This window comes from Paraburkholderia sp. RL18-101-BIB-B, from assembly GCF_046026985.1.
Classification (GTDB): Bacteria; Pseudomonadota; Gammaproteobacteria; order Burkholderiales; family Burkholderiaceae; genus Paraburkholderia.
Genome location: NZ_JARESV010000005.1, coordinates 17907 through 41801, shown reverse-complemented (window position 1 = coordinate 41801; position 23895 = coordinate 17907). Strand labels below are relative to the sequence as shown.

At 61.8% G+C, this 23895-nt stretch carries 17 protein-coding genes and 1 pseudogene; 15 read left to right on the top strand and 3 right to left on the bottom strand.

Features of this window, described 5'->3' with window-relative positions:
* Positions 1–2: 2 nt before the first annotated feature.
* The 5 genes and pseudogenes from P0D73_RS10840 (at position 3) to P0D73_RS10820 (ending at position 6769) form a co-directional block, all read left to right on the top strand.
* On the top strand, positions 3–743 hold the full coding sequence (locus P0D73_RS10840; protein ID WP_408178595.1) for a CbtA family protein: 741 nt from the start codon (positions 3–5) through the stop codon (positions 741–743).
* Positions 744–1658: 915 nt separating this feature from the next.
* Positions 1659–4415, top strand: a complete 2757-nt coding sequence (locus P0D73_RS10835; RefSeq protein ID WP_408178596.1) for a type VI secretion system Vgr family protein — start codon at positions 1659–1661, stop codon at positions 4413–4415.
* A 100-nt stretch (positions 4416–4515) separates the two neighbouring features.
* Complete coding sequence (locus tag P0D73_RS10830) at positions 4516–5847, top strand: N-acetylmuramidase family protein (protein WP_408178597.1); 1332 nt, start codon at positions 4516–4518, stop codon at positions 5845–5847.
* Positions 5756–6517, top strand: coding sequence for a hypothetical protein (locus tag P0D73_RS10825; RefSeq protein ID WP_408292551.1), 762 nt, complete (start codon positions 5756–5758; stop codon positions 6515–6517). The genes P0D73_RS10830 and P0D73_RS10825 overlap by 92 nt, the downstream gene beginning before the upstream one ends.
* Positions 6517–6769 (top strand): annotated as a pseudogene (locus tag P0D73_RS10820) (PAAR domain-containing protein). Before P0D73_RS10825 ends, P0D73_RS10820 begins: the two are co-directional and overlap by 1 nt.
* A 201-nt stretch (positions 6770–6970) precedes the next feature.
* On the opposite strand, the gene P0D73_RS10815 reads toward P0D73_RS10820, so the two are convergent.
* A complete protein-coding gene (locus P0D73_RS10815) occupies positions 6971–8890 on the bottom strand; it encodes an FUSC family protein (RefSeq protein ID WP_408178599.1) in 1920 nt (639 codons plus the stop codon).
* Between the two features lie 313 nt (positions 8891–9203).
* Entirely contained in the window at positions 9204–10022 is an 819-nt protein-coding gene (locus P0D73_RS10810; RefSeq protein ID WP_408178600.1) for a 2OG-Fe(II) oxygenase, read from the bottom strand.
* 289 nt (positions 10023–10311) lie between these two features.
* Here P0D73_RS10810 and P0D73_RS10805 point away from each other — a divergent pair, with 289 nt between their 5' ends.
* The 6 genes from P0D73_RS10805 to P0D73_RS10780 all read left to right on the top strand — a co-directional run bounded on the left by P0D73_RS10805 (position 10312) and on the right by P0D73_RS10780 (position 17435).
* Positions 10312–11154, top strand: a complete 843-nt coding sequence (locus tag P0D73_RS10805; RefSeq protein ID WP_408178601.1) for an HTD2 family dehydratase — start codon at positions 10312–10314, stop codon at positions 11152–11154.
* 30 nt (positions 11155–11184) lie between these two features.
* Positions 11185–12348 carry an acyl-CoA dehydrogenase family protein gene (locus tag P0D73_RS10800; RefSeq protein ID WP_408178602.1) on the top strand — a complete coding sequence of 388 codons (1164 nt, stop codon included), beginning with the start codon at positions 11185–11187 and terminating at the stop codon, positions 12346–12348.
* 18 nt (positions 12349–12366) lie between these two features.
* Positions 12367–13545, top strand: coding sequence for a CaiB/BaiF CoA transferase family protein (locus P0D73_RS10795; protein ID WP_408178603.1), 1179 nt, complete (start codon positions 12367–12369; stop codon positions 13543–13545).
* 68 nt (positions 13546–13613) lie between these two features.
* Positions 13614–15002 (top strand): MmgE/PrpD family protein, encoded by a 1389-nt coding sequence (locus P0D73_RS10790; RefSeq protein ID WP_408178604.1) that lies wholly within the window; start codon positions 13614–13616, stop codon positions 15000–15002.
* Positions 14999–15811 carry an HpcH/HpaI aldolase/citrate lyase family protein gene (locus P0D73_RS10785; protein ID WP_408178605.1) on the top strand — a complete coding sequence of 271 codons (813 nt, stop codon included), beginning with the start codon at positions 14999–15001 and terminating at the stop codon, positions 15809–15811. Before P0D73_RS10790 ends, P0D73_RS10785 begins: the two co-directional genes overlap by 4 nt.
* Before the next feature lie 244 nt (positions 15812–16055).
* The gene (locus P0D73_RS10780) at positions 16056–17435 is read left to right on the top strand and encodes an MFS transporter (protein ID WP_132383949.1); all 1380 of its coding nucleotides are present in this window, start codon (positions 16056–16058) and stop codon (positions 17433–17435) included.
* A gap of 177 nt (positions 17436–17612) precedes the next feature.
* On the opposite strand, the gene P0D73_RS10775 is transcribed toward P0D73_RS10780, so the two are convergent.
* Complete coding sequence (locus P0D73_RS10775) at positions 17613–17981, bottom strand: response regulator (protein ID WP_132383951.1); 369 nt, start codon at positions 17979–17981, stop codon at positions 17613–17615.
* Between the two features lie 447 nt (positions 17982–18428).
* Here P0D73_RS10775 and P0D73_RS10770 point away from each other — a divergent pair, with 447 nt between their 5' ends.
* The 4 genes from P0D73_RS10770 (at position 18429) to P0D73_RS10755 (ending at position 23778) form a co-directional block, all read left to right on the top strand.
* Positions 18429–19316, top strand: coding sequence for a LysR family transcriptional regulator (locus tag P0D73_RS10770; RefSeq protein WP_408178606.1), 888 nt, complete (start codon positions 18429–18431; stop codon positions 19314–19316).
* A 340-nt stretch (positions 19317–19656) separates the two neighbouring features.
* Complete coding sequence (gene amaB / locus P0D73_RS10765; protein ID WP_408178607.1) at positions 19657–21156, top strand: L-piperidine-6-carboxylate dehydrogenase; 1500 nt, start codon at positions 19657–19659, stop codon at positions 21154–21156.
* Between the two features lie 130 nt (positions 21157–21286).
* Positions 21287–22459 carry an NAD(P)/FAD-dependent oxidoreductase gene (locus tag P0D73_RS10760; protein ID WP_408178608.1) on the top strand — a complete coding sequence of 391 codons (1173 nt, stop codon included), beginning with the start codon at positions 21287–21289 and terminating at the stop codon, positions 22457–22459.
* A gap of 122 nt (positions 22460–22581) precedes the next feature.
* Positions 22582–23778 (top strand): aminotransferase-like domain-containing protein, encoded by a 1197-nt coding sequence (locus P0D73_RS10755; protein ID WP_408178609.1) that lies wholly within the window; start codon positions 22582–22584, stop codon positions 23776–23778.
* The last annotated feature ends 117 nt before the right edge of the window (positions 23779–23895 follow it).

Below are 23895 nucleotides of genomic sequence, written 5' to 3'. Positions count from 1 at the left end.
CCATGGTTGGTAAATTGTTGGTACGCGGGATGCTTGCAGGCATCGCCGCGGGACTGCTCACGTTCGGCTTTGCCCGGGTGGTGGGCGAGCCGCAGGTGAATCAGGCGATTTCGTTTGAAGAAAAAGCCGACGCCGCGAAGGGCGAGGCCGCTGAACCCGAGATTGTGAGCCGCGATACGCAGCGGGGTATCGGCCTGTTGACTGGCGTGGTGACTTACGGCGCGGCATTCGGCGGGCTGTTCTCGCTGGTGTTCGCGTACGCCTATGGACGAGTGGGCGCATTGAGCCCGCGCGCGTTGTCCGCGTGGCTTGCGCTTGGCGCGTTCATTGCGCTGGCGGTCGTGCCGAATCTGAAGTATCCGGCGAACCCGCCTTCGGTCGGCGACCCTGAAACGATTGGGACGCGGACGGGTTTGTTCTTCCTGATGATTGCGATATCGCTGGCCGCGATGGTGTTTTCGCTCAAGGTGCGGCGCCGTGCGGCTATGAAGCTTGGCGCGTGGAACGGCTCGATTGTGGGGGCGGCGGTGTTCATCGTGATCATCGCCGCGGTGCAGTTGTCGATGCCCACGATCAACGAAGTGCCGGAGGCTTTCCCGGCGGTGCTGCTGTGGAAATTCCGCGTCGCGGCGCTGGGCATGCAGGCGATTATGTGGGCGACGATCGGGCTGCTGTTTGGGGCGCTGGTTGAGCGGAGTGCGTTTATGCGGGTGGGGGGAAGGTCGGCGGTGAAGTCGGTTTGATGCTTTGGATTTGGTGAGCGCAACAGGTTTGGTGGTTGCGCTCCGCGTCTTGCTCTCGCACTTCGCTCTCCGTGCTTTGCGCGCAGTGGTCAAGAAGGGTTCTGCGTCAAGGAGTTGGGGCGGTTGTGGGGTGGTTATCCACAGGCTTGCGAACAATTTCTGTTGATAACTTTGCGCGCGCGACACTGCGCCCAAATGAATACTTTCAACCAGATGGCGAGAGGATGCTGAACCGGCAGTTTGTCGTGGAGAGTACTTGACCACATTGCCGCCTAGCCGTGGCTCAACTGGACTTTCTTTCATCACGTCAGCAAGGGACGCGTTACACCCGGCACGCACTTGGATTGAAGTCCTTGAGCAGCGACCCACAGAAATGTCCGCGCGACAGCGCTAGTACCCGCAACCATATCGCGTGAACCTTCCGGGCGAATCCGGTTCCCCCTTTCTGTCTGCAAAGTCACTTGTCCCTGAGGACTATCCAGCTCCCTCAGCAACCCCCGTCGTATCTGCGCGTTCCAAGCATGGCTGCCTTGGCCCGCCTCGTGCGAGTTTTTTTCTGCGCTGACTGGACAGAATATCGCTGGGTGTGATTTCCGGGGCACTGCATGAACCTTTGGGACAACCTGGATTGCCCTTTCCGTAGTTGAAAAATTCGGCGTGGCGCACTCCACTCACCTAGCACAGAATCGTCCTCGCATACCTCAAAAAAAGTTACCCAAATTTCTGCTTTCCATTAAGCATTTTCCTGGTTATGCGAAGTACCTATCTATTTAATCGGTTTGACCAGATTTTACAGTCGTCTTATATACGCATCATAAAAGTCACTTTGATAATGGAGAACGTGAATTTTTGAACGGGGGCGGCGTATGAAGTCATGCGGAAGCCGGTTGTATCAGGTCAGTCCAGGGAGGGGCCATGTATAGCCCCAACCAGTCACGCACCCTGAGCGTGTCGTGCAATGCGTTCCCGATTGATCGCGGTGTGCCGGTCCTGTCTCCCGTGCGGCTACGGGGTACGGAGGCGCTCGGCAAGCTGTACAGATACACGCTGGACATGGCGACAACGTACACGCCGGGGCTTTCCCAGTACAACACCAGGTTTCAGATCGTCCCCACCAAGCTGGTCGGCAAGGACATCACCATCTCGATCGAGTTCGACGGGAAGGGAACATTCATTCCGGGGATGCCTGGCGATAGCGGCGCCGGAAATGTCGGAGCGGGCGTCAGGACGATTTCCGGGATCATCGCCAGAGTCGAGATGACTGGCGTCGATGATCGCCACACGTACTACCGCCTTGTCGTGCGTCCCGCCCTGTGGCTGACCACAAAGACCTCGCGCAGCCGCATATTCCAGAACAGGAGCGTGCTGGATATCACGCGGGACGTGCTGCGCGAGCACCCGGTCCTGTTTGATGTGAAGGTGTCCGCTCACGGATTAAAAGGCGGCTACCCGCTGCGCGACTTCGTACGGCAGGTGTGGGAATCCGACTTCCATTTTCTGACCCGGCTATGGCGCGAATGGGGGATTTACTACTTTGAGGATAACAACAGGCTGGTGTTATGCGACGGACCCGGTGTCCACGAGCCGCACAGGAATGCCTATGACTCGATCCGCTATCACGCGCGCGAGGGTGGGCGCATCGATGAGGAAACCATCTACAGACTGAAGGCGTCGCGCAGGGTCACGGCGGCCAGAGTGACCGTAGTCGATTACGACTATACGCGTGGAGCGCAGAAGTTCGTCGAGGAACATGATGCGTTCGGGGAACTGCACAAGGCCGAGGAACGCCACTGGGGCGACTACTCGCAGCCCCTTGCCGGCGCAACGGGTCTGTCGGGCCAGCCGAACAACTATCTGGAGGAAGCACACTATCTTGCGGGTGTGCGCGCCCATGCGCTTTTCTCGCGCAACGAACGCATCAGGGGCCAGGGCAACCTGCTCGGCCTGAAAACCGGCAGGACATTCTTTCTCACGGATCACCCGGAGGCAGACGTGAATGCCGAGTACCTGGTGGTGTCGACCACACTCGATATCCGCAACGTGACCGAGACGACGATATCGGGCAAGACACCAGGCGCGGGCCGGTTCGAGTGCGTGACCGACTTCGTGCTGCAGTCGCCTAACCGGTTCTTCAGGAACAGGCCGAAGAAGAAGCCCCGCTGTTACGCCGAGACGGCCGTGGTGGTCGGTCCCAAGGACCAGACGACCTGGGTCGATGCGTACGGTCGGGTCAAGATCTGCTACCTGTGGGACGTGGACAGGCCGAAGGACGAGAACGCGAGCTGCTGGGTACGCGTGTCCTCGCCGTGGCAGGGCAATTCGTTCGGCTCGATCTACGTGCCCCGTATCGGCCAGGAAGTGACGATCAACTACCACGAAGGCGACCCTGACAAGCCCTATATTGCCGACCGGATGGTCAACCGGCTCAGGCAGCCACCGTGGTTACTGCCAGCCAACTACGCACTGAGCGGCACGCGGACGCAGGAACTGAAAGGGTTCCAGGCTAACCAGATCGTCGCCGACGACACGCCCGGCAAACTTCAGGTTCAGGTCAGCAGCGATCATGCGCAGTCACGGCTGATCGTCGGCTACAACACGCGTATCGACGGCAACAAGGGGCGCAAGGAAGCGCGGGGCGAAGGCTGGGAACTGGCGACGGACGCATGGGGCGTGCTGCGCGCCAATCAGGGCATGGTCATCAGTACCGAAACGCGCGCGGGCGCAACGGCCCCCGTCAAGGACATGGGCGAGACGGTGCAACGGCTCACGCAGGCGCGCGAACAGCATGAGGACCTGGCGCAGCTTGCGCAGCAGCACAAGGCGCAGGATGCTCGGGCGAGCCAGCGCGATGCAACGCAAACCATCAAGACGCAGAACGATGCAGTCAGGGGCGGCGCGCAAACCCATGACAATCCGTCGCCGGAAATGACCCGCCCTGACCTGCTGCTGGCGAGCGCAGCAGGGCTGGCGACAACAGCGGCGGACAGCACGCATCAAGCCAGCATGAACGATCACGCGATCACGGCGGGCCGCGACTACAGCCTGTCAGCGGGGCGCTCGTACCACGCTTCGGTGCGGGGCTCGATCTCGCTGTTCGCCTATCAGGACGGCATGAAGTTTTACGCGGCCAGAGGCAAGATCGAGTTGCAGGCGCAGGGCGACGGGATGGCGTTGGCGGCGCTGAAGGACCTCACTATCAGCAGCACGGACGGGAAAGTCATCATCACGGCGTCAAAGGAAGTGTGGATCGGCGCGGGCGGTTCATATATCCAGATCAACGGCAGCGGGATTATTAACGGGTCGCCGGGACCGATCCTGGAGAGGACGCCTTCATGGGACGTACCCACTGCCTCGTCCATGCGCATGCCGTTGCCAGTCATGCCCATCACGCCGCTGGCGCAGAACCCTGCCGAGCTTTACACGCAGAAGTTTGATGTGAGCACGGTTGCTGAAAACTTCGGCGACGGGCAGACAGTCGCCGACCAGCCGTATCGCATCTATCTGCCAGATGGCACCCTCAGACAGCAGGGGATGCTGACCGATGGTGCGACGCTGACCGTCAGCACGGCGGAGCCAGCGAAGGTCCGCTGCGAGATCGGGGCGGGTAACTGGAGCGTGGTCGAAGATGCCTACGATCACCACGAACTGGAAAATGACGCTGGGCAGGCCTGAAGCGAGCCTGCTCATTAAAGTGACTTGTAAAAGGTAACAGATGCCTCATCGACATCATACGCATCAACCCGCGACCCCAAAGGCTCCGCCATCGCCCTATGTGGAAGTGACCTTCGTATTCAGGGATACCCTGCAGAAACCGATTGAAGGGTTGTCCGTGCAGATCAGGGCGGGCACGGGTGCGCCGCAAGCGCCTGCATGGAAACTTGGACCAGACAGCGATGATCCGCCTGCGATAGCTCCGGCGCCGACACTGGGGGTGGCGTCGGCCGCCGGTGAGAGTCCGACTATGCCGATGGTTAATAACAAGGCCGACCCGGTAGCGACAGACAAGGACGGCTACGCCCTGACGATCCAGAACGCCGCGCGCAATCAGCCGATTGATGTGCTGGTGAAGAACCAGCGCGGCGAGTACATATGGAAGGCGACCGTGACCCCGAGCAAGGACATCAGCGCCTTCACCGTTGTCAGTCCTGAGTACCACCTGGAAGCGACGACGAAACTGACACCAAAAGAGGAACTGGAGCAGAACCTCAACCTTCCAGTTGTGAAAGAGGGTGAGGTCATGACCGTCGAACGCCTGGTTCATGAGTTTGGACCGTACATTGGATGGTCGCAGAAGGTCACTGAACAGGGCAAGGTAAAAAAGGATTTTCCGACACGCAAGAAGGACGTAACTGAGGATGAGAAAACTCATAAAAAGAAGACAAAAATCACAATCGAGCACCACCTAAAGGTGGTGGACAATGGCAAGCCGCAAACAGTTGCATTTAATTTGCTTGGTTCCAGGTTGAATTTCCCGAAATCAATGTGGTTCACGGATGAGCACTTCGTTTATCTGGCAAATTCGCTTGGCTGTGAGGCTGCGGCTATTAAGGCGCTCTCGAAGCAGGAGGTTGTTGGTAAGGGGAAATGGGAGCCGGATCATGGTTTTGATAAAAATGGTTTGCCAAAAATTCTATATGAGCGGCATAAATTCTACGCCTATACGATGCCCGGGGAGAGTAAAAATAGAAAAAATAAACCAGTAAATCCATATGCAAATAAATATCCGGACATCTGCAGTCCTGCATCAGGTGGATTTGGAAAGGACGGATTGCACCAGTATGAAAGATTCTGTCGCGCTGCAAGCCTGGATATGGAGGCCGCCGCTAAGTCGACTTCGTGGGGCGCGTTTCAGATACTTGGTGAGGCTTTCGACGGGTGTGGGTTTTCTTCCGCCGTGGATTTCGCAAGCGAACACATGAAAGGGATAGACGAGCAGGTTAAGGTATTTGAGGCGTTCATGAAGAACGTGAAACCGCAAGCTGTTAAGGCTTTAAAGGATAAGAGGTGGGAGGATGTCGCAACTTATTACAACGGCGGTGGCTGGCGTAAAAAAAATCCGGACTATGCAAAAAATCTGGAGGATTTCTATACAACATTTAAATGAATTAACTCGGGTGGCTGCAGTCATTTTGTCGTTTTCAGGCGCGGCTAACGCTGCTGAATTGTTGATTTTCGATTCGCCAAATATGATTATGCTAAATGAGCGCGACGGAGTTATTGGTTACTATGGGTCGGTCGAAGGTGACAAGAATTGTGAATTTTTCTTCTACCAGGCTAGAGAGTCTTCATTCAAAGAGGGGGAGTATTCTGGACGTGATATAAGTTCCTTTTCCTTCGCCTTTCCCCCTAAATCATATCGATATAAGGATCGAGATGGGCGCTTTGATTCGGCTGGGGCGGTATATAGCCTGCAAGACCAGCGGATAGTTCGTATTGACAATCCCGCGCCTGGATGCGTCGGTTGGGCGGTTGGTTCATTTGGGAAGAGACCAGGTGACAAGTATGTCGTTCGCTATACCATTGAGAAGAAAACTGAAGCAATTGGTATTCGTGCACTTTCAAAAAAATCAACTTTCTATAAAAAAATCGGCTTACGCTTTGATAGCACGCGCGCGTACCTGGTGGAGGGAGATGTAGTAGTCGTTCTCGCGACATCGAGCACTTATTCCTACGTACGCTATGCGAATCCTGATTTGACCTCAGGAGGACGAGTCACAACAGGCTGGGTCCGCTCTGCCGATCTCGTAAACCCATTCCCATCAGCGGGCAAGTAATGATCGCTCCAATCCGACTCGGTGACACCACCGACCACGGCGGCGAAGTCATCACCGCCTTCGCAAACCATGCGCTACGCCGGACGGCGCGTGGCCCGCGTGGGCGATCTCGTGAAGTGCCCGCTGCATCCCGAAGTCCAGCCTAATATGATCCTCGAAGGCGACAGGAAAATCACGGATCGCGGCACGCCCGTCGCGCGGCAGGGGCATCACGCCACGTGCGGGTGCAGCCTGATTTCGAGTCTTGTCTGATGCCTTGCCTCGATGCTGGAGAGTCGTTGCCAGAAATGGAAATCACAGGGTGTGGTTCATGACCTTGAGTTTCCTGCTCGGACATGAGCGCCGGTGCCTTCATCGTGGATGGGCTCGACCGGTAGCGGGAAATGCAAACGGAAAAAACTCTTGTATTGGGTCTTCTCCGCTTAAATAGCCAAGCAGTCCTGCCGCGTTGCCCTACGCACTCCTCCCCCTCAACGCCCAATTGAACACCCGCCGCGTATCCAAAACCGGCTGCATCAACCGATCGAACAACTGCGCAACCGCGCCATCCAATTGCGCAAGTGCCGATGCCTGGTTCACGTCGAAATCAACGGCAGGCATCACCGGCACATGCTCATCTGACCGACCACGCGCAGCACCCGCCGCCGCGTCGCCATAACGCGCAATCAACGAATCAAGCCGCGCCACGATCGACGCGACATGAGCCGCACCTACTTCCGCCGCATTCAGCGCCATCTCATCCTCCAACCCACCGCGTCGTGCAGACCCACTCAACACGCGCGCCCAATGCAGGCAACACAGCAACGAACCAGTCGCCAACTCGACATCCGGATTCCACACCACCACCCGCTGCGTCTGCAGGGGCCGCAGCGCGATCCGCAGATCGTGCCAACCGCGATCGAGCTTGCGCACCGCGGCAACCGCATCACCCGCGCGCGCACCCGACCCAGCCAAGCGCACCACCTCCCGCAACGCGCCCAACACCGCGCCTAGTCTCGCCTCGACGTGCCGCGTCGCTGCAAGCGGCATCATCAGAATCGCGACGGCGAACGACACGAGACAACCCACCAGCACTTCTTCGATCCGCAACTCGACCAGCGGCCCCATCGCGAACCCCAGTTCGCCATAGACCAACCCGACGAGCACGGTGATGAAAAACACCCCCGGCGCATACGCGCTCAGGATGTAGTAAGCCCAGCCGAACACGCACAGCACCATCGCCGCCACGAGCAACACCGGCGAGTCGTGCAGCGGCGCGACCAGCAACACGCTGACGAGCGCGCCGGCCAACGTCCCCACGAGGCGCTGCGCCCCGCGATACACCGTATCCGCTCGCGACCGCGTGCCGAGAAACACGACGAACGTCGTGATGACCGCCCAGAACCAACGCTCTGGCGAAAGCGAGTGGCCGATCAGCATCGCGAGCAATGCAGCTGTCGTGGCGCGCGTGGCGGGAAGCCAGCAGAGCTTGCTACGCAAGTCGGCAAAGCGCTGCGCCGCAGTCCGCGTAACCGCACCGCTCGCCGGTGCAGACGAAGCGCGTCGCGTGTCGCCTCGATGCGCAATCTCCCTGAGCTGCGCAATCGCGTGACGCAATACATCGGCACTCGCCTTGACGCCGCCATCCGCGGGTCCTGATGCAAACGCATGCTGCCCCGCCGCCACTTCCACTTCGACGATCCGTTCACGAATCGTTTCAGCATCCGACGGATTCAGCAGCGCCAACTGTTCTTCGAGTGAGAGTGCGGCTTCGTTCAACGCGGAGAGATGCGCGGCGGCAGCCGGAGCGTGAAGCACACGCGACGCGCGCAGCGTCACCGTATGAACGGCGAGTCGAAAGCTCGCCGCCGTCCGCATCGGCACGATCACGCGGCCTACCAGTGCAACCATCAACGGGCCGAACGCGGACAGCAGGAGCGACTGCGCGAGATGCGTCGTCGAAGGATGCAGATACAGGCCGAGGTAAAAGCACACCACGCCCAGCATCGCGCAACCCAATGCACGCGGCCCGTACGCCTGGCACAGCATGCCGGCGAACATCACGACGAGGAAGCCCGCATCGCCGGCCAGCGGATAGCGGCACAGTACGCTCGCCGTAGCGAAGCACACGCAAGCGCAGAGATACAGGTAGAACAGCGTGCGGAACCAGGCGGTCCGCCGTGCCTCGCGCACGAACAGCGGCGCGACCATCGCAAACAGAATGCCGGGCGCGGCGAGCGTGATGGGCTGATCCTGGAAGACGGTCCACGCGATGCTGACCACGCCGGTGAGCAGGCAGGCGAGCGCAACGCGCAGCGCGGTATGGAGACGCACGAGTCCCGGGTCCGCAACTAGCAGGCGGTCGGCGACGCGCGAAAACGCGGCAGCAATCATGATCGATGATATCCAGGCTAAATGGCCGCCACCGGCTTTTGGCCGATTGCGACAGGGCGGGCGCGCGGGCCCGCCACCTTCGTATCGTCGAACTGGGCCGCCATGCCGGGATCACCGGCTGAAAGCCCCATCCGACGACGGGCGATAACACGCGAACAGACACGCCGAATGCGCTGCAAAGGGTGGCGCAGCGCATCCAGCGGATTCGGGTTTTCCCGGATGATACCGGGTCAAAATTGCGATTGTCGAATTTTTGCCGCAGCGCAGCAGCAGGCGGCGCAGTAGCGCACGTCAAGCCGAGCTAAGTCAAACCTCAGGCCGCGTCGTGGAAAATCACGCCGAGCGTGTGCCGTTGGCCGGAGCGCAAGCGGCTCACACCATGCCGCAGATTCACGCGGTAGGGGCCGCGCGTCCCCTGAACCGGCCGATGATGGACCGCGAACACCACCGCATCGCCCTTGCCGAGCGGCACCACTTCCGTACGCGATTGCATGCGCGGACGTTGCTCGGTCATCACGAATTCGCCGCCGGTGAAATCCGCGCCGGGCTCGGACAATAGAATCGCGACCTGCAGCGGGAACACGTGTTCGCCGTAGAGATCCTGATGCAGGCAGTTGTAGTCGTCGGTGGCGTATTGAAGCATCAACGGCGTGGGGCGCGTCTGCCCGGCCGCGTGACAGCGCTCGATAAACTCCGCGTGCGCTGCGGGATAGCGGACATCGATACCCATCACCTCATTCCAGCGATTCGCCACCGGCGCGAGACGCGGATAAAGCGCGGTGCGCAAATCGCCGATCAACGACGGCAGCGGATACGCAAAGTACTTGTACTCGCCGCGGCCGAAACCGTGCCGCGCCATCACGACACGACTACGAAACAGCGCATCGCGCGGATAGAGCGCGGTCAGCGCGTCGCATTCCTCTGAGCTGAACAGATTGCGCAACATCGCGCAGCCATACGCGTTCAAGCCTTCTTCGACATCGAACCAGGTGATCGCGCCGACACGCTGCGCAAGCGAGCGGTGCGCTGGTGCCTCAGCGCCTTTCACGTCCGGCTTCCGTCCCGCACCGGGTTTCCAATCCAAATCCAATGCCAGCGAGTGGGACTGCGTACCCTTCGCAACCGTGTCCATAAGCCATCTCCATAAAGCAATCACCAGAACGATGATTGAGTGTAAGCACGCGCGCCATGCCGCGCACTCCGACTCTTGCTTTTCAATTCCGTGCTGTTCACGGCCGGCGCCTCGGCAACGAGCGCATCATGTTCAGAGCGATCCGGCGGCAGCGCCCGCCACACGGCGGCCCCGCGAGCCTTAAGCAAATCCAAACGCCCGCTTCGAAAATGCAAACTTCGCGGGATGTGCCGCGTCGTTCATAGTAGGACCCTATTAAACCCAATGCGCGTATCCGGAGACTGTGCCCATGTCTGCTTCCCCGCAGAAACTCGACGACTGGCTTGACAAGGAGGAGGTCGCCAAAGACGACATCACTTCCTTTCCCCTGAAGGCGATGGCCGCCACGCTCGATCGCGAGGAAAACGGCGACAGCGTGCCGCCGCTTTGGCACTGGCTGTACTTTCTGCCGGTTGCGCCGATGTCCGAAGTCGGCCCGGACGGCCATCCGAAGCGCGGCGGTTTTCTGCCGCCCGTGCCGCTTCCGCGTCGCATGTGGGCCGGCGGCCGGTTGACCTTTCACGCGCCGCTCAAGGTGGGCGAGCATGCCACGCGCACTTCGACGATCGCCAATATCGAAGACAAGACCGGCCGGTCCGGCCGTCTCGTGTTCGTCACGGTGCAGCACACCATCGAAGCAGGTGGCGAACTGAAGCTCGAAGAAGAGCACGACATCGTCTATCGCGACGCGCCGCAGGAAGGCGCGCGGCCCCCGCAGCCGCAACTCGCGCCGGAAGGCGAAACCTGGCGCCGCACGATCGACGCCGACGCTGTCATGCTGTTCCGCTACTCGGCGCTGACCTTCAACGGCCACCGTATCCACTACGACTATCCTTACGTCACGGAAGTCGAAGGCTATCCAGGCCTGATCGTTCACGGTCCGTTGATTGCAACGCTGCTGGTCGACCTGGTGCGCCGCGAACAACCGGACGCCACGCTGCAAAGTTTCGCCTTCAAGGCAGTGCGTCCGACCTTCGCAGGCCAGCCTTTCACGGTGTGCGGCAAGCCTTCCGCGGACGGCAAGCTCATCGAGCTATGGGCCAAAGACCACGAAGGCTATTTGACCATGCGCGCCACGGCGGCCATTGCCTGAGCTTCGCCTGACCTACAAGAGATTCGATTAATGCAAACCACGCAGCAGGATTCCTTCCAGGACATTCGCGAAGCCGTACGCGATCTGTGCCAGCAATTTTCCGGCGAGTATTTCCGCAAGATCGACGAAGCACGCGGTTATCCGGAAGCATTCGTCGACGCGCTCACCAAAGCCGGCTGGCTGGCCGCGCTGATTCCGCAGGACTTTGGCGGCTCGGGGCTGGGGCTGACGGAAGCGTCGGTCATTATGGAGGAAATCAATCGCGCCGGCGGCAACTCGGGCGCCTGCCACGGCCAGATGTACAACATGGGCACGCTGCTGCGCCATGGTTCCGAAGAGCAGAAGCAAAAGTATCTGCCGAAGATCGCGTGCGGCGACTTGCGTCTGCAATCCATGGGCGTGACGGAGCCGTCCACCGGCACGGACACCACGAAGATCAAGACCACCGCCGAGCGACGCGGCGACCGCTATGTGATCAACGGCCAGAAGGTGTGGATCTCGCGCGTGCAGCATTCGGACCTGATGATTCTGCTCGCGCGTACCACGCCGCTGTCGGATGTGAAGAAGAAATCGGAAGGCATGTCGATTTTTATCGTCGATCTGCGTGAAGCGATCGGACACGGCATGACGGTGCAGCCGATTCTGAACATGGTCAATCACGAGACCAACGAACTGTTCTTCGATAACCTTGAAATCCCCGCCGAGAATCTGATCGGCGAAGAAGGGCAGGGCTTCAAGTACATCCTCGACGGCCTGAATGCGGAGCGCACGCTGATTGCCGCCGAATGTATCGGCGACGGCTACTGGTTCGTCGACAAGGTCACCGAATACGCGAAAGAGCGCATCGTGTTCGGCCGTCCGATCGGCCAGAACCAGGGCGTGCAGTTTCCGATCGCGCGCTCGTTCATCAATGTCGAGGCGGCCAGCCTGATGCGCTTCGAGGCGGCGCGCCGTTTCGACGCGCATGAACCGTGTGGCGCCCAGGCGAACATGGCAAAGCTGCTCGCCGCCGATGCTTCGTGGGAAGCGGCCAACGCGTGTCTGCAATTTCACGGCGGCTTCGGCTTTGCGTGCGAGTACGACGTCGAGCGCAAATTCCGCGAAACGCGTCTTTACCAGGTCGCGCCGATTTCCACCAACCTGATTCTTTCGTACGTGGCCGAGCATATTCTCGGGCTGCCGCGTTCATTCTGACTTTCGGGCGCAAACACCATGAGACCACTCGACGGAATCAAAGTCGTCACGCTCGAACATGCGATCGCCGCGCCGTTCTGTACGCGCCAACTGGCGGATCTCGGCGCGCGGGTGATCAAGATCGAGCGACCCGGCGTCGGCGACTTTGCGCGCGGCTACGACGAGCGCGTACATGGACTGTCGTCGCATTTCGTCTGGACCAATCGCTCGAAGGAGAGTCTTGCGCTCGATCTGAAGCAGCCCGCCGCGACGGAGATTCTCGACGCATTGGTCGCGGACGCGGACGTGCTGGTGCAGAACCTCGCGCCCGGCGCCGCGGACCGGCTCGGTCTCGGTTACGACACGCTGAGCACGAAGTATCCAAAGCTGATCGTCTGCGATATTTCCGGCTATGGTTCCGACGGCCCCTACCGCGACAAGAAAGCCTACGACCTGTTGATCCAGAGCGAATCCGGTTTTCTGTCGATCACCGGGTCGCCGGACGAGCCGGCCAAAGCGGGATGCTCGATTGCCGATATCGCGGCGGGCATGTACGCGTATTCGAACATTCTGAGCGCGCTGCTCTTGCGCGGCCGCACGGGGCGCGGTTGCCGCATCGACGTGTCGATGCTGGAGAGCATGGTCGAGTGGATGGGTTATCCGCTCTATTACGCAATCGACGGTCAACCGCCGCCCGCGCTCTCCGGTGCGGCACACGCGACGATCTATCCGTACGGACCGTTCCCCGCCGGCGACGGCAAGACGGTGATGCTCGGTCTGCAAAACGAACGTGAATGGAAGCTCTTCTGCGAGCGCGTGCTGGTGCAGCCGGAACTCGCCGCGGACGAGCGCTTCAACTCGAACTCGAAACGCACGTCCGCGCGTGACGCCTTGCGCGAGGTGATCGTCGCGGCCTTTGCGAAACTGAGCGCGGCGCAGGTCATCGAACGGCTCGATGACGCCGGCATCGCCAACGCGCAGATGAACACGCTCGGCGACGTATGGGCGCATCCGCAGTTGAAGGCGCGCGAGCGCTGGCATGAAGTCGGCACGGCGGCGGGCGTGGTGCCCGCCTTGTTGCCGCCAGGTTTGCCGGCGGACTTCGAGCCGCGCATGGACCCGGTTCCCGCGCTCGGCGAGCATACCGACGCGATCCTGCGCGAACTCGGTTACGACAGCGCGCGTATCGACGCGCTGCGAGCCGCCGGCACGATCTGAATGTTTGCTGTGCCGGCGCGTGAGCGATGCCACCCCGGCGACCTGAACGAATACCACGCGACCTCATCATGAACGACCATCCCAGTCTGACGCTTGCCACCTTCGCCGCTCAACTCGACTTCGACAGCATCCCGCACGCAGTGGTCGAGCGCACCGTCAACCTCTACGTCGACTGGCTCGGTTCGGCGTTGGCCGGCAAGGGCGCGCGGCCGGTCGAGACGATCGCGCGGTTTGCGCGCCAGGCTGGCGGCGCGTCGAACGACGGCCCGAGCGAAGTGTTGATCGACCGCAGCCGCACCACGCCGTATTTCGCGGCGATGATCAACGGCGCGGCGTCGCACTTCGCCGAACAGGACGATGTGCACAACGGCTCGGTGTTTCATCCCGCGACGGTCGTCTTTCCGGTGGCGCTCGCGCTGGCACAAGCTCGTCGCGCGTCGGGCCGCGATTTGATCGCGGCGGCGGTCGCGGGCTACGAAGTCGGCATCCGCATCGGCGAGTTTCTGGGTCGCTCGCACTACAAGGTGTTTCACACTACTGGCACGGCCGGCACGCTGGCGGCGGCCGCCACGGCGGGACGGCTGCTCGGTTTGTCGCCGGCGCAGATGCTCGACGCGTTCGGCTCGGCGGGCACGCAGGCAAGCGGCCTGTGGGAGTTTCTGCGCGACGCCGCCGACTCGAAGCAACTGCACACGGCCATGGCCGCGGCCAACGGACTGATGGCCGCGCAACTCGCGGCCGACGGCTTCAAGGGCGCGACGCACATTCTCGAAGGCGCGCAAGGCATGGCGGCGGGCATGTCGAGCGACGCGGATCCGGCGCGCCTCGTCGACCGCCTGGGCACCCGGTGGGCGACGGCGGAGACGTCGTTTAAATATCACGCGGCGTGCCGTCATACACATCCCGCCGCCGACGCGTTGCTCGCCGTGGTGCAGGAACACCGTCTCGCACCGCGTGATATCGCGAAGGTCGTGGCGCACGTCCATCAAGGCGCGATCGACGTGCTCGGCGCGGTCGTCACGCCGCGCACGGTGCATCAGGCGAAGTTCAACATGGGCACGGTGCTGGGACTCGTCGCGCATCACGGTTATGCGGGCGTGACCGAATTCGAGCAGGGTTTCGACGCGGACGCGATCGCCGCCTTCCGCGACAACGTCGAGATGGCCTTCGACGCCGAAGTCGATGCCGCCTATCCCGCGCGCTGGATCGGCAAGGTGACGGTCACGACCACCGACGGCCGCACGTTCACGGGCCGCGTCGACGAACCGAAAGGCGACCCAGGCAATACGCTGTCACGCGATGAGATCGCCACCAAACTACATCGACTGGCGGCGTTTGCGGGCGCGGCCACCGAAGGCGAGGCCGCGCGATTGCTCGGCAACGCGTGGCAAATCGCGGGGCAAACGCAGGTCGGGTCGGTCTTCGAAGCAGAGTCCAACGCGACGGTGGCCGCATGAGCGTCGCGCTGCCGCGTTCCTATCTGTTCGTGCCGGGCAATCGCCCTGAGCGCTTCGAAAAAGCGCACGTGGCCGGCGCGGACGCGGTGATTCTCGATCTCGAAGATGCCGTGCAGCCCGATGAAAAGCCGGCGGCGCGCGCGGCAGTGCTGGCCGCTGTATCGGGCGATGCATCGCGGCCTGCATGGGTGCGCATCAACGGCTCGGACACGTCGTGGTTCGACGAGGATGTCGCCGCGCTCGCCGGGCAACCGGGGGTCGCCGGGATCGTGTTGCCTAAAGCGGAGACGCGTGAACAGATCGACGTAGTGCTGGCGACGGCGCATTCCACACTGAGCGTGTTGCCGATCGTCGAAACGGCGCGCGGATTTGCGAGCCTCGCGGTGTTGTGCGCCGCGCCGCGCGTGCAGCGCATCGTGTTCGGTACACTGGATTTTCAGATCGATCTCGGTATCGACGGCGACGGCGAGGAACTGCATCTGTTCCGCTCGCAGATCGTGCTGGCCTCGCGGCTTGCCGGGATCGGCGCGCCGGTGGACGGCGTATCGACCACCATCAGCGACGCCGACAGTATCGAAGCCGACGCTCGCCGCGGGCGCCGCTTCGGCTTCGGCGGCAAGCTGTGCATTCATCCGAAGCAGATCGATGCGGTGCATCGCGCCTATGCGTGGAGCGAAGCGGACAAGGCATGGGCGCAACGTGTGCTGGCCGCGGTGGAAACAAGTCACGGCGCGGCGGTGGCGGTGGACGGCAAGATGGTCGATATGCCGGTGATTCTGAAGGCGCGAAGGATCCTGGCGGGCGCATAGGCCGAGGCCAGCGAATCGCCGATGCATAGGCGCGGCCTGGCCATTAACCGCGACGAAACATCGGCTTCCAATAATGCCAATTCCCTGAAGAAGCGGCGTGACGCAATCTTGACGTCACGCGGAGGGGCGCACTCGCGCCGCGTTACCCAAGACCATGCATAGAGCCGTCGCCATATAAAGACAGCCATGCATAACTGTTTTGCGTGCGCGGTCCAGCCGCGCACGGACCACGAGGAGACACAATTTGGCAACCGTCAATTCCGGCGCGCGGCTCGACCGCCTGCCCATCACCCGTTTCCACTGGAACATTCTCGGCCTGATCGGCGCGGGCGCTTTCCTCGACGCATTCGATATCTATCTGGCCAACGGCGCGTTAGCCGCGATGGTCAAGAGCGGCTTCACCGATCTAAGGCTCGGTTCGTTTTTCATCTCCGCGACCTTCATGGGCATGATGATCGGCGCGGGTCTGTCCGGTTATCTCGGCGACCGGTTCGGCCGGCGTTATTCGTATCAGGCGAACCTGGCGATTTTCGGCCTCGCGTCGATTGCCGCGTGTTTTGCGCCGAATATCTACTGGCTGATTCTGCTGCGTTTCATCATGGGCGTGGGGCTCGGCGCGGAACTGGTGGTGGCGGCCGGGACGTTATGCGAATTCGTGCCGCCGGCCACGCGCGGACGCTGGACTTCGCTGCTTGCGTTGATCATCAATTCCGGCCTGCTCGGCGCGACGGCGATCGGCTATTGGGTGATCCCGCATCTGGGCTGGCGCTACATGTTTGCGATTGCCGGGATCGGTGCGCTCGTCGTGTGGTTTCTGCGGCATCGGATGCCGGAATCGCCGCGCTGGCTGGAGACGGTCGGACGGCTCGACGAGGCCGAGGCGACGGTGTCGGCGATCGAGCGGCAAGTCGAAGCGCGTGTCGGCAAGTTGCCGCCGGTGGCGCGCGTGATGAGTCATGAGGTGCCGGCCGCGCCGTTCTCGGCGCTGTTCGCGCGCGGCATGATCGGCCGCACGCTGGTGGCGGCGCTGACCTGCATGGCGATCAACATGTCGCTGTATGGGTTCGTCGCGTGGTTGCCGACGTTCTTCGTCAAGGAAGGGCTGACGATCGTGCAGTCGCTGGGATTCGTGCTGTTGATGTCGTTCGGCGCGCCGGCCGGCGCGGTGGTCGGGTATCTGGTCACGGATCGGATTGGCCGGCGCAACGGCATCGTGCTGTTCTCGCTCGTGACGATCGCGCTCGGCTTCGTGTACGTGCAGATGCGGACGCCGGCGGCGATTTCCGTGGTTGGGTTCGCGCTGGTGACGGCGATCTATACGGTCTGCACGCTGGGACTGTTCGGCTACATCCCGGAGTTGTTTCCGACTGCGCATCGGCTGCGGGGAACGGGTGTCGCCGGCACATGCGGACGCGCCGCGTCCATGTCCACGCCTTATGTGGCGCTGTTGTTGTACACGCACTTCGGCGTGACCGGCGTGCTGACTATGGTCGGCGGGGTGCTGCTGTTGCTGAGCGTGGCGATCCTCGCGCTGCGGATCGAGACGAGTCAGCAGACGCTCGAGGACATCTCGCCCGATGCCGATCTGACGCCAGCGGGAGAGTTGTTCGAGAAGTCGGTATAGGCAATTGAGCGCATGAGCGCGGTCCGTCGATTCGCTCTTTCAGACGCGATCGCGCTCCAAAGGAACCGCACCTCGATGCCGCACCACTGCGCTCGCGGACCAGCGCGTGCCCCGCTTTTGTGCGCGCTTCTGGCTGGCGCGTGTATCGACGACGCTTGCGCCGCGGACGTAAAGCGTTCAGCAGACGGCCGGTGCCGCCGCATCGCTTTCGCATTCGGCCAGCAACGAAAGCAGCTTGTCCAGTGCGAACGGTTTCCTGAGAAAGCCTTTGACGGGTAAGGCAGGCGCTTCGCCGCTGCCGCTCGTCAGAATGACGGGTACGGACGCCAGTTCACTGCGGGCCTGCATCGATTCGATCAGTTCGGCGCCGTCCATGTTGGGCATACGCCAGTCACACACCACGGCGCTCACGCGCGTGCGTTGCAGTCGTTCAAAAGCTTCGGCGCCGTCCGCCGCCGTGGCGACCGTGTAACCGCGGCCGACCAGCACGGCGCGCAGCGCGGACAATGCCTCGGGTTGGTCGTCGACCAGTAATACGCGACTCATATTGCTTATGCCTGAAATATTCGGTTGGACTGGGCCTCGGGTATTCGTGGCGCCGGCCGTGACAGGGACGTGGGCTAAATTGCCATGGGTTGTCGTACTGTCGAGCCGCAAGTTAAAGCAAGTGCTATGCCTGACACTGTGTGGCGGCGCGTAAACGCGTCTTGCGGGGCGTCAGATGCGCCGCCCAGAATCCGTGCAACGCAGCGCGGAGGGGGCGGGAGAGCGCATTGCAGGGAATCGATAAGTTCGCGCGCGCCGATCCGGGCATGAAGGTCGGAGCGCGAGCGGTAAGCGGTTCAACGCTTACCTGTATCGCTGCGTCTAATGCATGAAGTTGCGGGCGAGACCGGCGGCTCTGCCGAAACGGTTTAGCGCTTCCTTCACGCCCGGTTAAGATTGGCCTTTGTCTTGCGAGCGCCCAGCGGCGCTTCAACCCAGGCCTTCATCATGCATTTCGATTTCGTGGACTTGCGCTTGCTCCTCAATATCGCCGACACGCAAAACCTCGCGCGCGCGGCGGAGCGCTCGCATCTGTCGGCGCCGGCGGCAAGCAACCGGGTCAAGAATCTCGAGGAACAACTGGGTTTCAAGCTGCTCTATCGCACCAGCCAGGGCGTGACGCTGACGCCCGCGGGCGAAGCCTTCGTGCATCACGCGCGGCTCGTGCTCGAACGGGTCGAGCATCTGGCCGGCGACATGCAGGAGTACGGCGAAGGCATCAAGGGACACGTGCGCATCTGGGCCAACACCACCGCGATCAGCGAGTTCATGCCGGCCGTGCTGAGCCATTTTTTGCGCGATCATCCGGACGTCAACATCGATCTGCGCGAAGTGTTGAGCGGCGAAATCGTCAAAGGCGTGGCGGACAGCGCGACGGATATCGGCATCGTCGCGGGCAATGTGCATGCGGAGCATCTGGAAATGCTGCCGTATCGCGACGACCGGCTCGTGCTGGTCACGTCACGCGATCATCCTTTGGCACGTCTGGCGTCGGTCGACTTTGCGCAAGTGCTCACGGCCAATTTCGTGAGCTTGCCGACGTCGAGCGCGATCCACGCGTTCATCACCAGTGCCGCCGATGCGCTCGGCGCGCGGCTGAAACTGCGCATTCAGGTCGGCAATTTCGAAGCTGCTTGCCGGATGATCGAAGCGGGCGTGGGCATCGGCATCGTGCCGGAATCGGTCGCGCTGCGGCACAAAAAGACGATGCAGATCGCCACGGTCGGACTGAACGACCCGTGGGCGGAGCGCAAGCTCAAGATCTGCGTGCGCAGCCTCAAGGACCTGCCGCCGTTCGCGCGTGTGCTGGTCGACAGGCTGATGGCGGGCATTTGAGGCCGACGTCCGTTGACGTTCACTCCTGCGCGTTGTCGGCCCGGTTGCGCCAAGGCGCCGCCAGCGCGGCCCGTGCGAACGCGTCGAAGTCAGAGGCCTCGTATTTCCAATAAGAAACGAGCGCGGCAGGGCTGGCGTGCTGGCGTGCTGGCGCGCGGTTCGTGCCGGTGCCGGCAACGTACGGCGCGTCGGGCTCGACGTGCTAGCCAGTCCATGCAGAGCAAGCCTTCCCGAGCTTTCCGCCGACCGGCTCCGGGCAAATACCCTTGCCGCCGCAAAAACCCGCGTGTATAGTTTCCGAACTTACTCTTGTTTCGCATCGGAAATTAAAGGGATTCTCATGGACGCTTCCAGCATCCTCGCCGACCTCGGCATCGCCCACGCCGCGCAAGCCGGCGACATCGCGGTTCACTCGCCCATCACCGGTGACCTCATTGGCCGCGTGGCCAGCAATACGGTGGCGGAAGTCGACACGGCCCTCGCCCAGGCGAAAGAGGCGTACACCGCCTGGCGCAACGTCCCCGCGCCGCGGCGCGGCGAACTGGTGCGTTTGCTCGGCAATCGTCTGCGCGAGAAAAAGCAGGCGCTCGGCAGCATCATCACGCTCGAGACCGGCAAGATTCTTCAGGAAGGCTTGGGCGAAGTGCAGGAAATGATCGACATCTGCGATTTCGCGGTCGGTCTGTCGCGTCAGTTGTACGGTCTGACGATCGCCTCGGAGCGTCCGGGGCATCGCATGGCGGAGACGTGGCATCCCATGGGCACCTGCGTCGTGATCTCGGCGTTCAATTTTCCGGCCGCGGTGTGGTCGTGGAATGCGGCGCTCGCGCTGGTCTGCGGCAATGCGGTGATCTGGAAGCCGTCGGAAAAGACGCCGCTCACCGCGCTCGCCGTCAATCAGATTCTCAGCGAAGCGCTGCAAGAGTTCGGCGACGCGCCAGCCGGCCTCACCGCCTTGATCAACGGCGGCCGCGACGTGGGCGCGAAGCTGGTGGCCGATCCGTGCGCGTCGATCGTCAGCGCGACGGGCAGCACGGAAATGGGCCGCACGGTCGGCGTGGAAGTGGCGAAGCGCTTCGGCCGCTCGCTGCTCGAACTCGGCGGCAACAACGCGGGCATCGTCACGCAAACCGCGGATCACGAACTCGCCATGCGCGGCATTCTGTTTTCGGCAGTGGGCACGGCGGGCCAGCGTTGCACGTCGCTGCGCCGTCTGTTCGTGCATGAGAGCGTGTACGACAAAACCATCGAGCGTCTGAAGCAGTTGTACAGCAAGGTGCCGATCGGCAATCCGCTCGAAAAGGGCACACTGATGGGTCCGCTGATCGACAAGCAATCGTATGGCCGCATGCAGGAAGCACTGCAACAGGCCACGGCCGAAGGCGGCAAAGTGTTCGGCGGCGAACGCGTCGACGTGAAGGGCTATGAAAACGGCTACTACGTGCGTCCGGCGATCGTCGAAATGCCGTCGCAAACGTCGGTGGTGCTGAAGGAAACCTTCGCGCCGATTCTGTACGTGTTGCGCTACACCGATTTCGCCGACGCAGTCGAGGCGAACAACGCGGCGGTGCACGGTCTGTCGTCATGCGTGTTCACGACCGATCTGCGCGAAGCGGAGCGCTTCCTGTCCGACTCGGGCAGCGACTGCGGCATCGCGAACGTCAACATCGGACCGAGCGGCGCGGAAATCGGCGGCGCGTTCGGCGGCGAGAAGGAAACCGGCGGCGGCCGCGAGTCGGGTTCGGATGCGTGGAAGGCCTATATGCGCCGTGCCACCAACACGGTGAACTACTCGTCGGCGCTGCCGCTCGCGCAGGGTATCGACTTCAATATCGGCTGATACCGTTCGCTCGACCGGCCAAAAAAGCAGCGGCGCATTCTTGCGCCGCTGCGGCTTTACACAACCTTCTTCAGCAATCCGTTTGCGCCGCCGGCGTTTGCGAGCGGCCACGCTACTCGTGGAGTAAGACGTGAGTTCCAAAGTCGTGATCGTCGGCGGTGGGGTGATCGGCAGCTCGATTGCGTATTTCTTGCGGCTGTCCGATCCGACAGTCAGCGTCACGGTGATCGAACGCGATCCGACTTATGCGCGCTCGTCGTCGGCATTGTCGGCGGCGTCGATCCGTCAGCAATTCTCCACACCGCTGTCCATTCAGATGTCGTTGTTCGGCATCGAGTTTCTGCGCTCGATCGGCGAACGGCTCGAGGTCGACGGCGCCAAGCCGTCGATCGATCTGCACGAAGGCGGCTATCTATTCCTCGCGACGCCCGCCGGCGAGACGACGCTGCGCGAGAACCACGCGCTGCAAACGAGTCTCGGCGCCGATATCAGTCTGCTCGACAGCCACGCGTTGCAAGCGCGCTTTCCCTGGCTCAACACGGAAGACCTCGTGGCTGGCGCATACGGTGAAAGTGGTGAGGGCTGGTTCGACGGCTACGGACTCGTGCAGGCGCTGCGCAAGAAGGCGCAGTCACTTGGTGCGCGCTACGTCGCCGCTGATGTCGCCGCCATCCATCGCGATGGCAAACGCGTCACGCAAGTGCAGACCGCGAACGGCGAGACCTATGCTTGCGACGTGGTGGTCAATGCCGCCGGCGCGTGGTCGCGCAAAGTCGCGCAAATGGTCGGCATCGACATCCCCGTCTACGCGCGGCGCCGCAGTATTTTCAACGTCACGTCGCCGGGGCAGCTCGAACGGTGTCCGTTGCTGATCGATCCGAGCGGCGTGTATTTCCGTCCTGAAGGCAAATCGTTTATCTGCGGCACGTCGCCGTCAGCGGATAACGACCCTGACGATCTGCCACTCGACGAGGTCGATCATGCTCTCTTCGACGACGTGATCTGGCCGACGCTCGCGCATCGTGTGCCGCAATTCGAGGCGCTGCGTGTGCAGAACTGCTGGTCCGGCTATTACGAATACAACGTGCTGGATCAGAACGCGATCATCGGCTATCACCCGGATGTCGATAATTGCATTTTCGCCAACGGTTTTAGCGGACACGGTTTGCAGCAAGGCCCGGCAACGGGGCGCGGCATCAGCGAACTGATTCTGCATGGCCGCTACACCACACTCGATCTGGATTCGTTGAGCTTCACGCGCGTGCTTGAAAACCGGCCCATCGTGGAGAAGAACGTGGTGTAGCCGCGCGCGCCGGGGTGATGCGGAAAACGCAATACGTAGTGCGTAGATATCGTTTGCCGCCCATCCTGACGACGGCCACAATCGACGCCGATCTTCCCTCTCGAAACAAGCGGCCCGTCACCATGTTCACGTTCAATCCCGCATTCGAAGCGCCGACCGGTTCGCCGATCCGCGAGCTTTTCAAGTATCTGGCGCAACCCGGCATGATCTCGTTTGCCGGCGGTTATCCCGCGAGCGATCTGTTCGATTGTGAAGGGCTTGACGCCGCTGCGGCACGCGCGTCGCAACACACCACGCTCTGCCTGCAATACGGTCCCACCGACGGCCTCCTCGTTCTCAAGGAACAACTCGCGCAGCTGATGGCGCGCCGTGGCGTGTCGTGCACGCCGCAGGAATTGCTGGTGACGACCGGTTCGCAGCAAGGCTTCGATCTGCTGCTGCGCGTGATGGTCGCGCCCGGCGACGTCGTGCTGGTCGAGCAGCCGGCTTATCCCGCGACCTTGCAAGCGCTCAAGCTGCAAGAGGCCGACGTCGTTACCATTCCCGTCGATCAGGACGGGCTCGATGTCGACGCGCTCGCCGCGCTGCTCAAGGCTGGCACACTGCGCCGCGCACCGAAGCTGTTGTACACGGTGCCCACGTTCGCCAATCCGACCGGCGCGACCCTTTCGCTTGAACGCCGCACGGCTTTGCTGAAACTGGCGGCACGTCACCGCTTTCTGATCGTCGAGGATGATCCCTACGGCGATCTGCGCTTTAGCGGCACAGCGTTGCCTTCGCTGCTCGCCCTGAGCGAGCAGGTGCCAGGTTCACGCGATTGGGTCGTGCATTTTTCCAGTCTGTCGAAGATCGTCGCGCCGGGTTTGCGTGTCGGCTGGATGCTCGCGCACGCGGAGATTCTTCGGCGCTGCGTCGTCGCCAAGCAGACCGTCGATCTGTGCAGTTCGCCGTGGACCCAGGCGATCGCCGCGGAGTACCTCGCGAGCGGTGCGCTGGAGCGTCATTTGCCGCGCATCGTCGACGCCTACGCCGTGAAATGCCGCACGCTGTGCGATGCGCTCGACGCGCAACTGGCGGAACAGATCGCGTTTCATCGTCCTGCGGGCGGCATGTTCGTGTGGGCGCGATTGAAGGCCGGTCAGAATGCGTCCGATTATCTGCGCGCTTGTATCGAGCGTAATGTCATGTTTGTGCCGGGCGTCGCGTTCTATAAAGATAATATCGATTCGTCGGCATTGCGCTTGTCATTTGCCGCGCCCGGTGTGGCCGATATCGAAACCGGCGTGCAGAGAATGAAGCTGGCGCTCGAGCATTTTTGACGACGGCTAAGGCAGTACTCGCGTCAAAGTAGTAATCACGATGCCTGAAATAACCCGGCGAGCACACAGCATGCAGCCGGGTTTTTTTACGCGTACGCTAAATTAAGCGGATTTAGC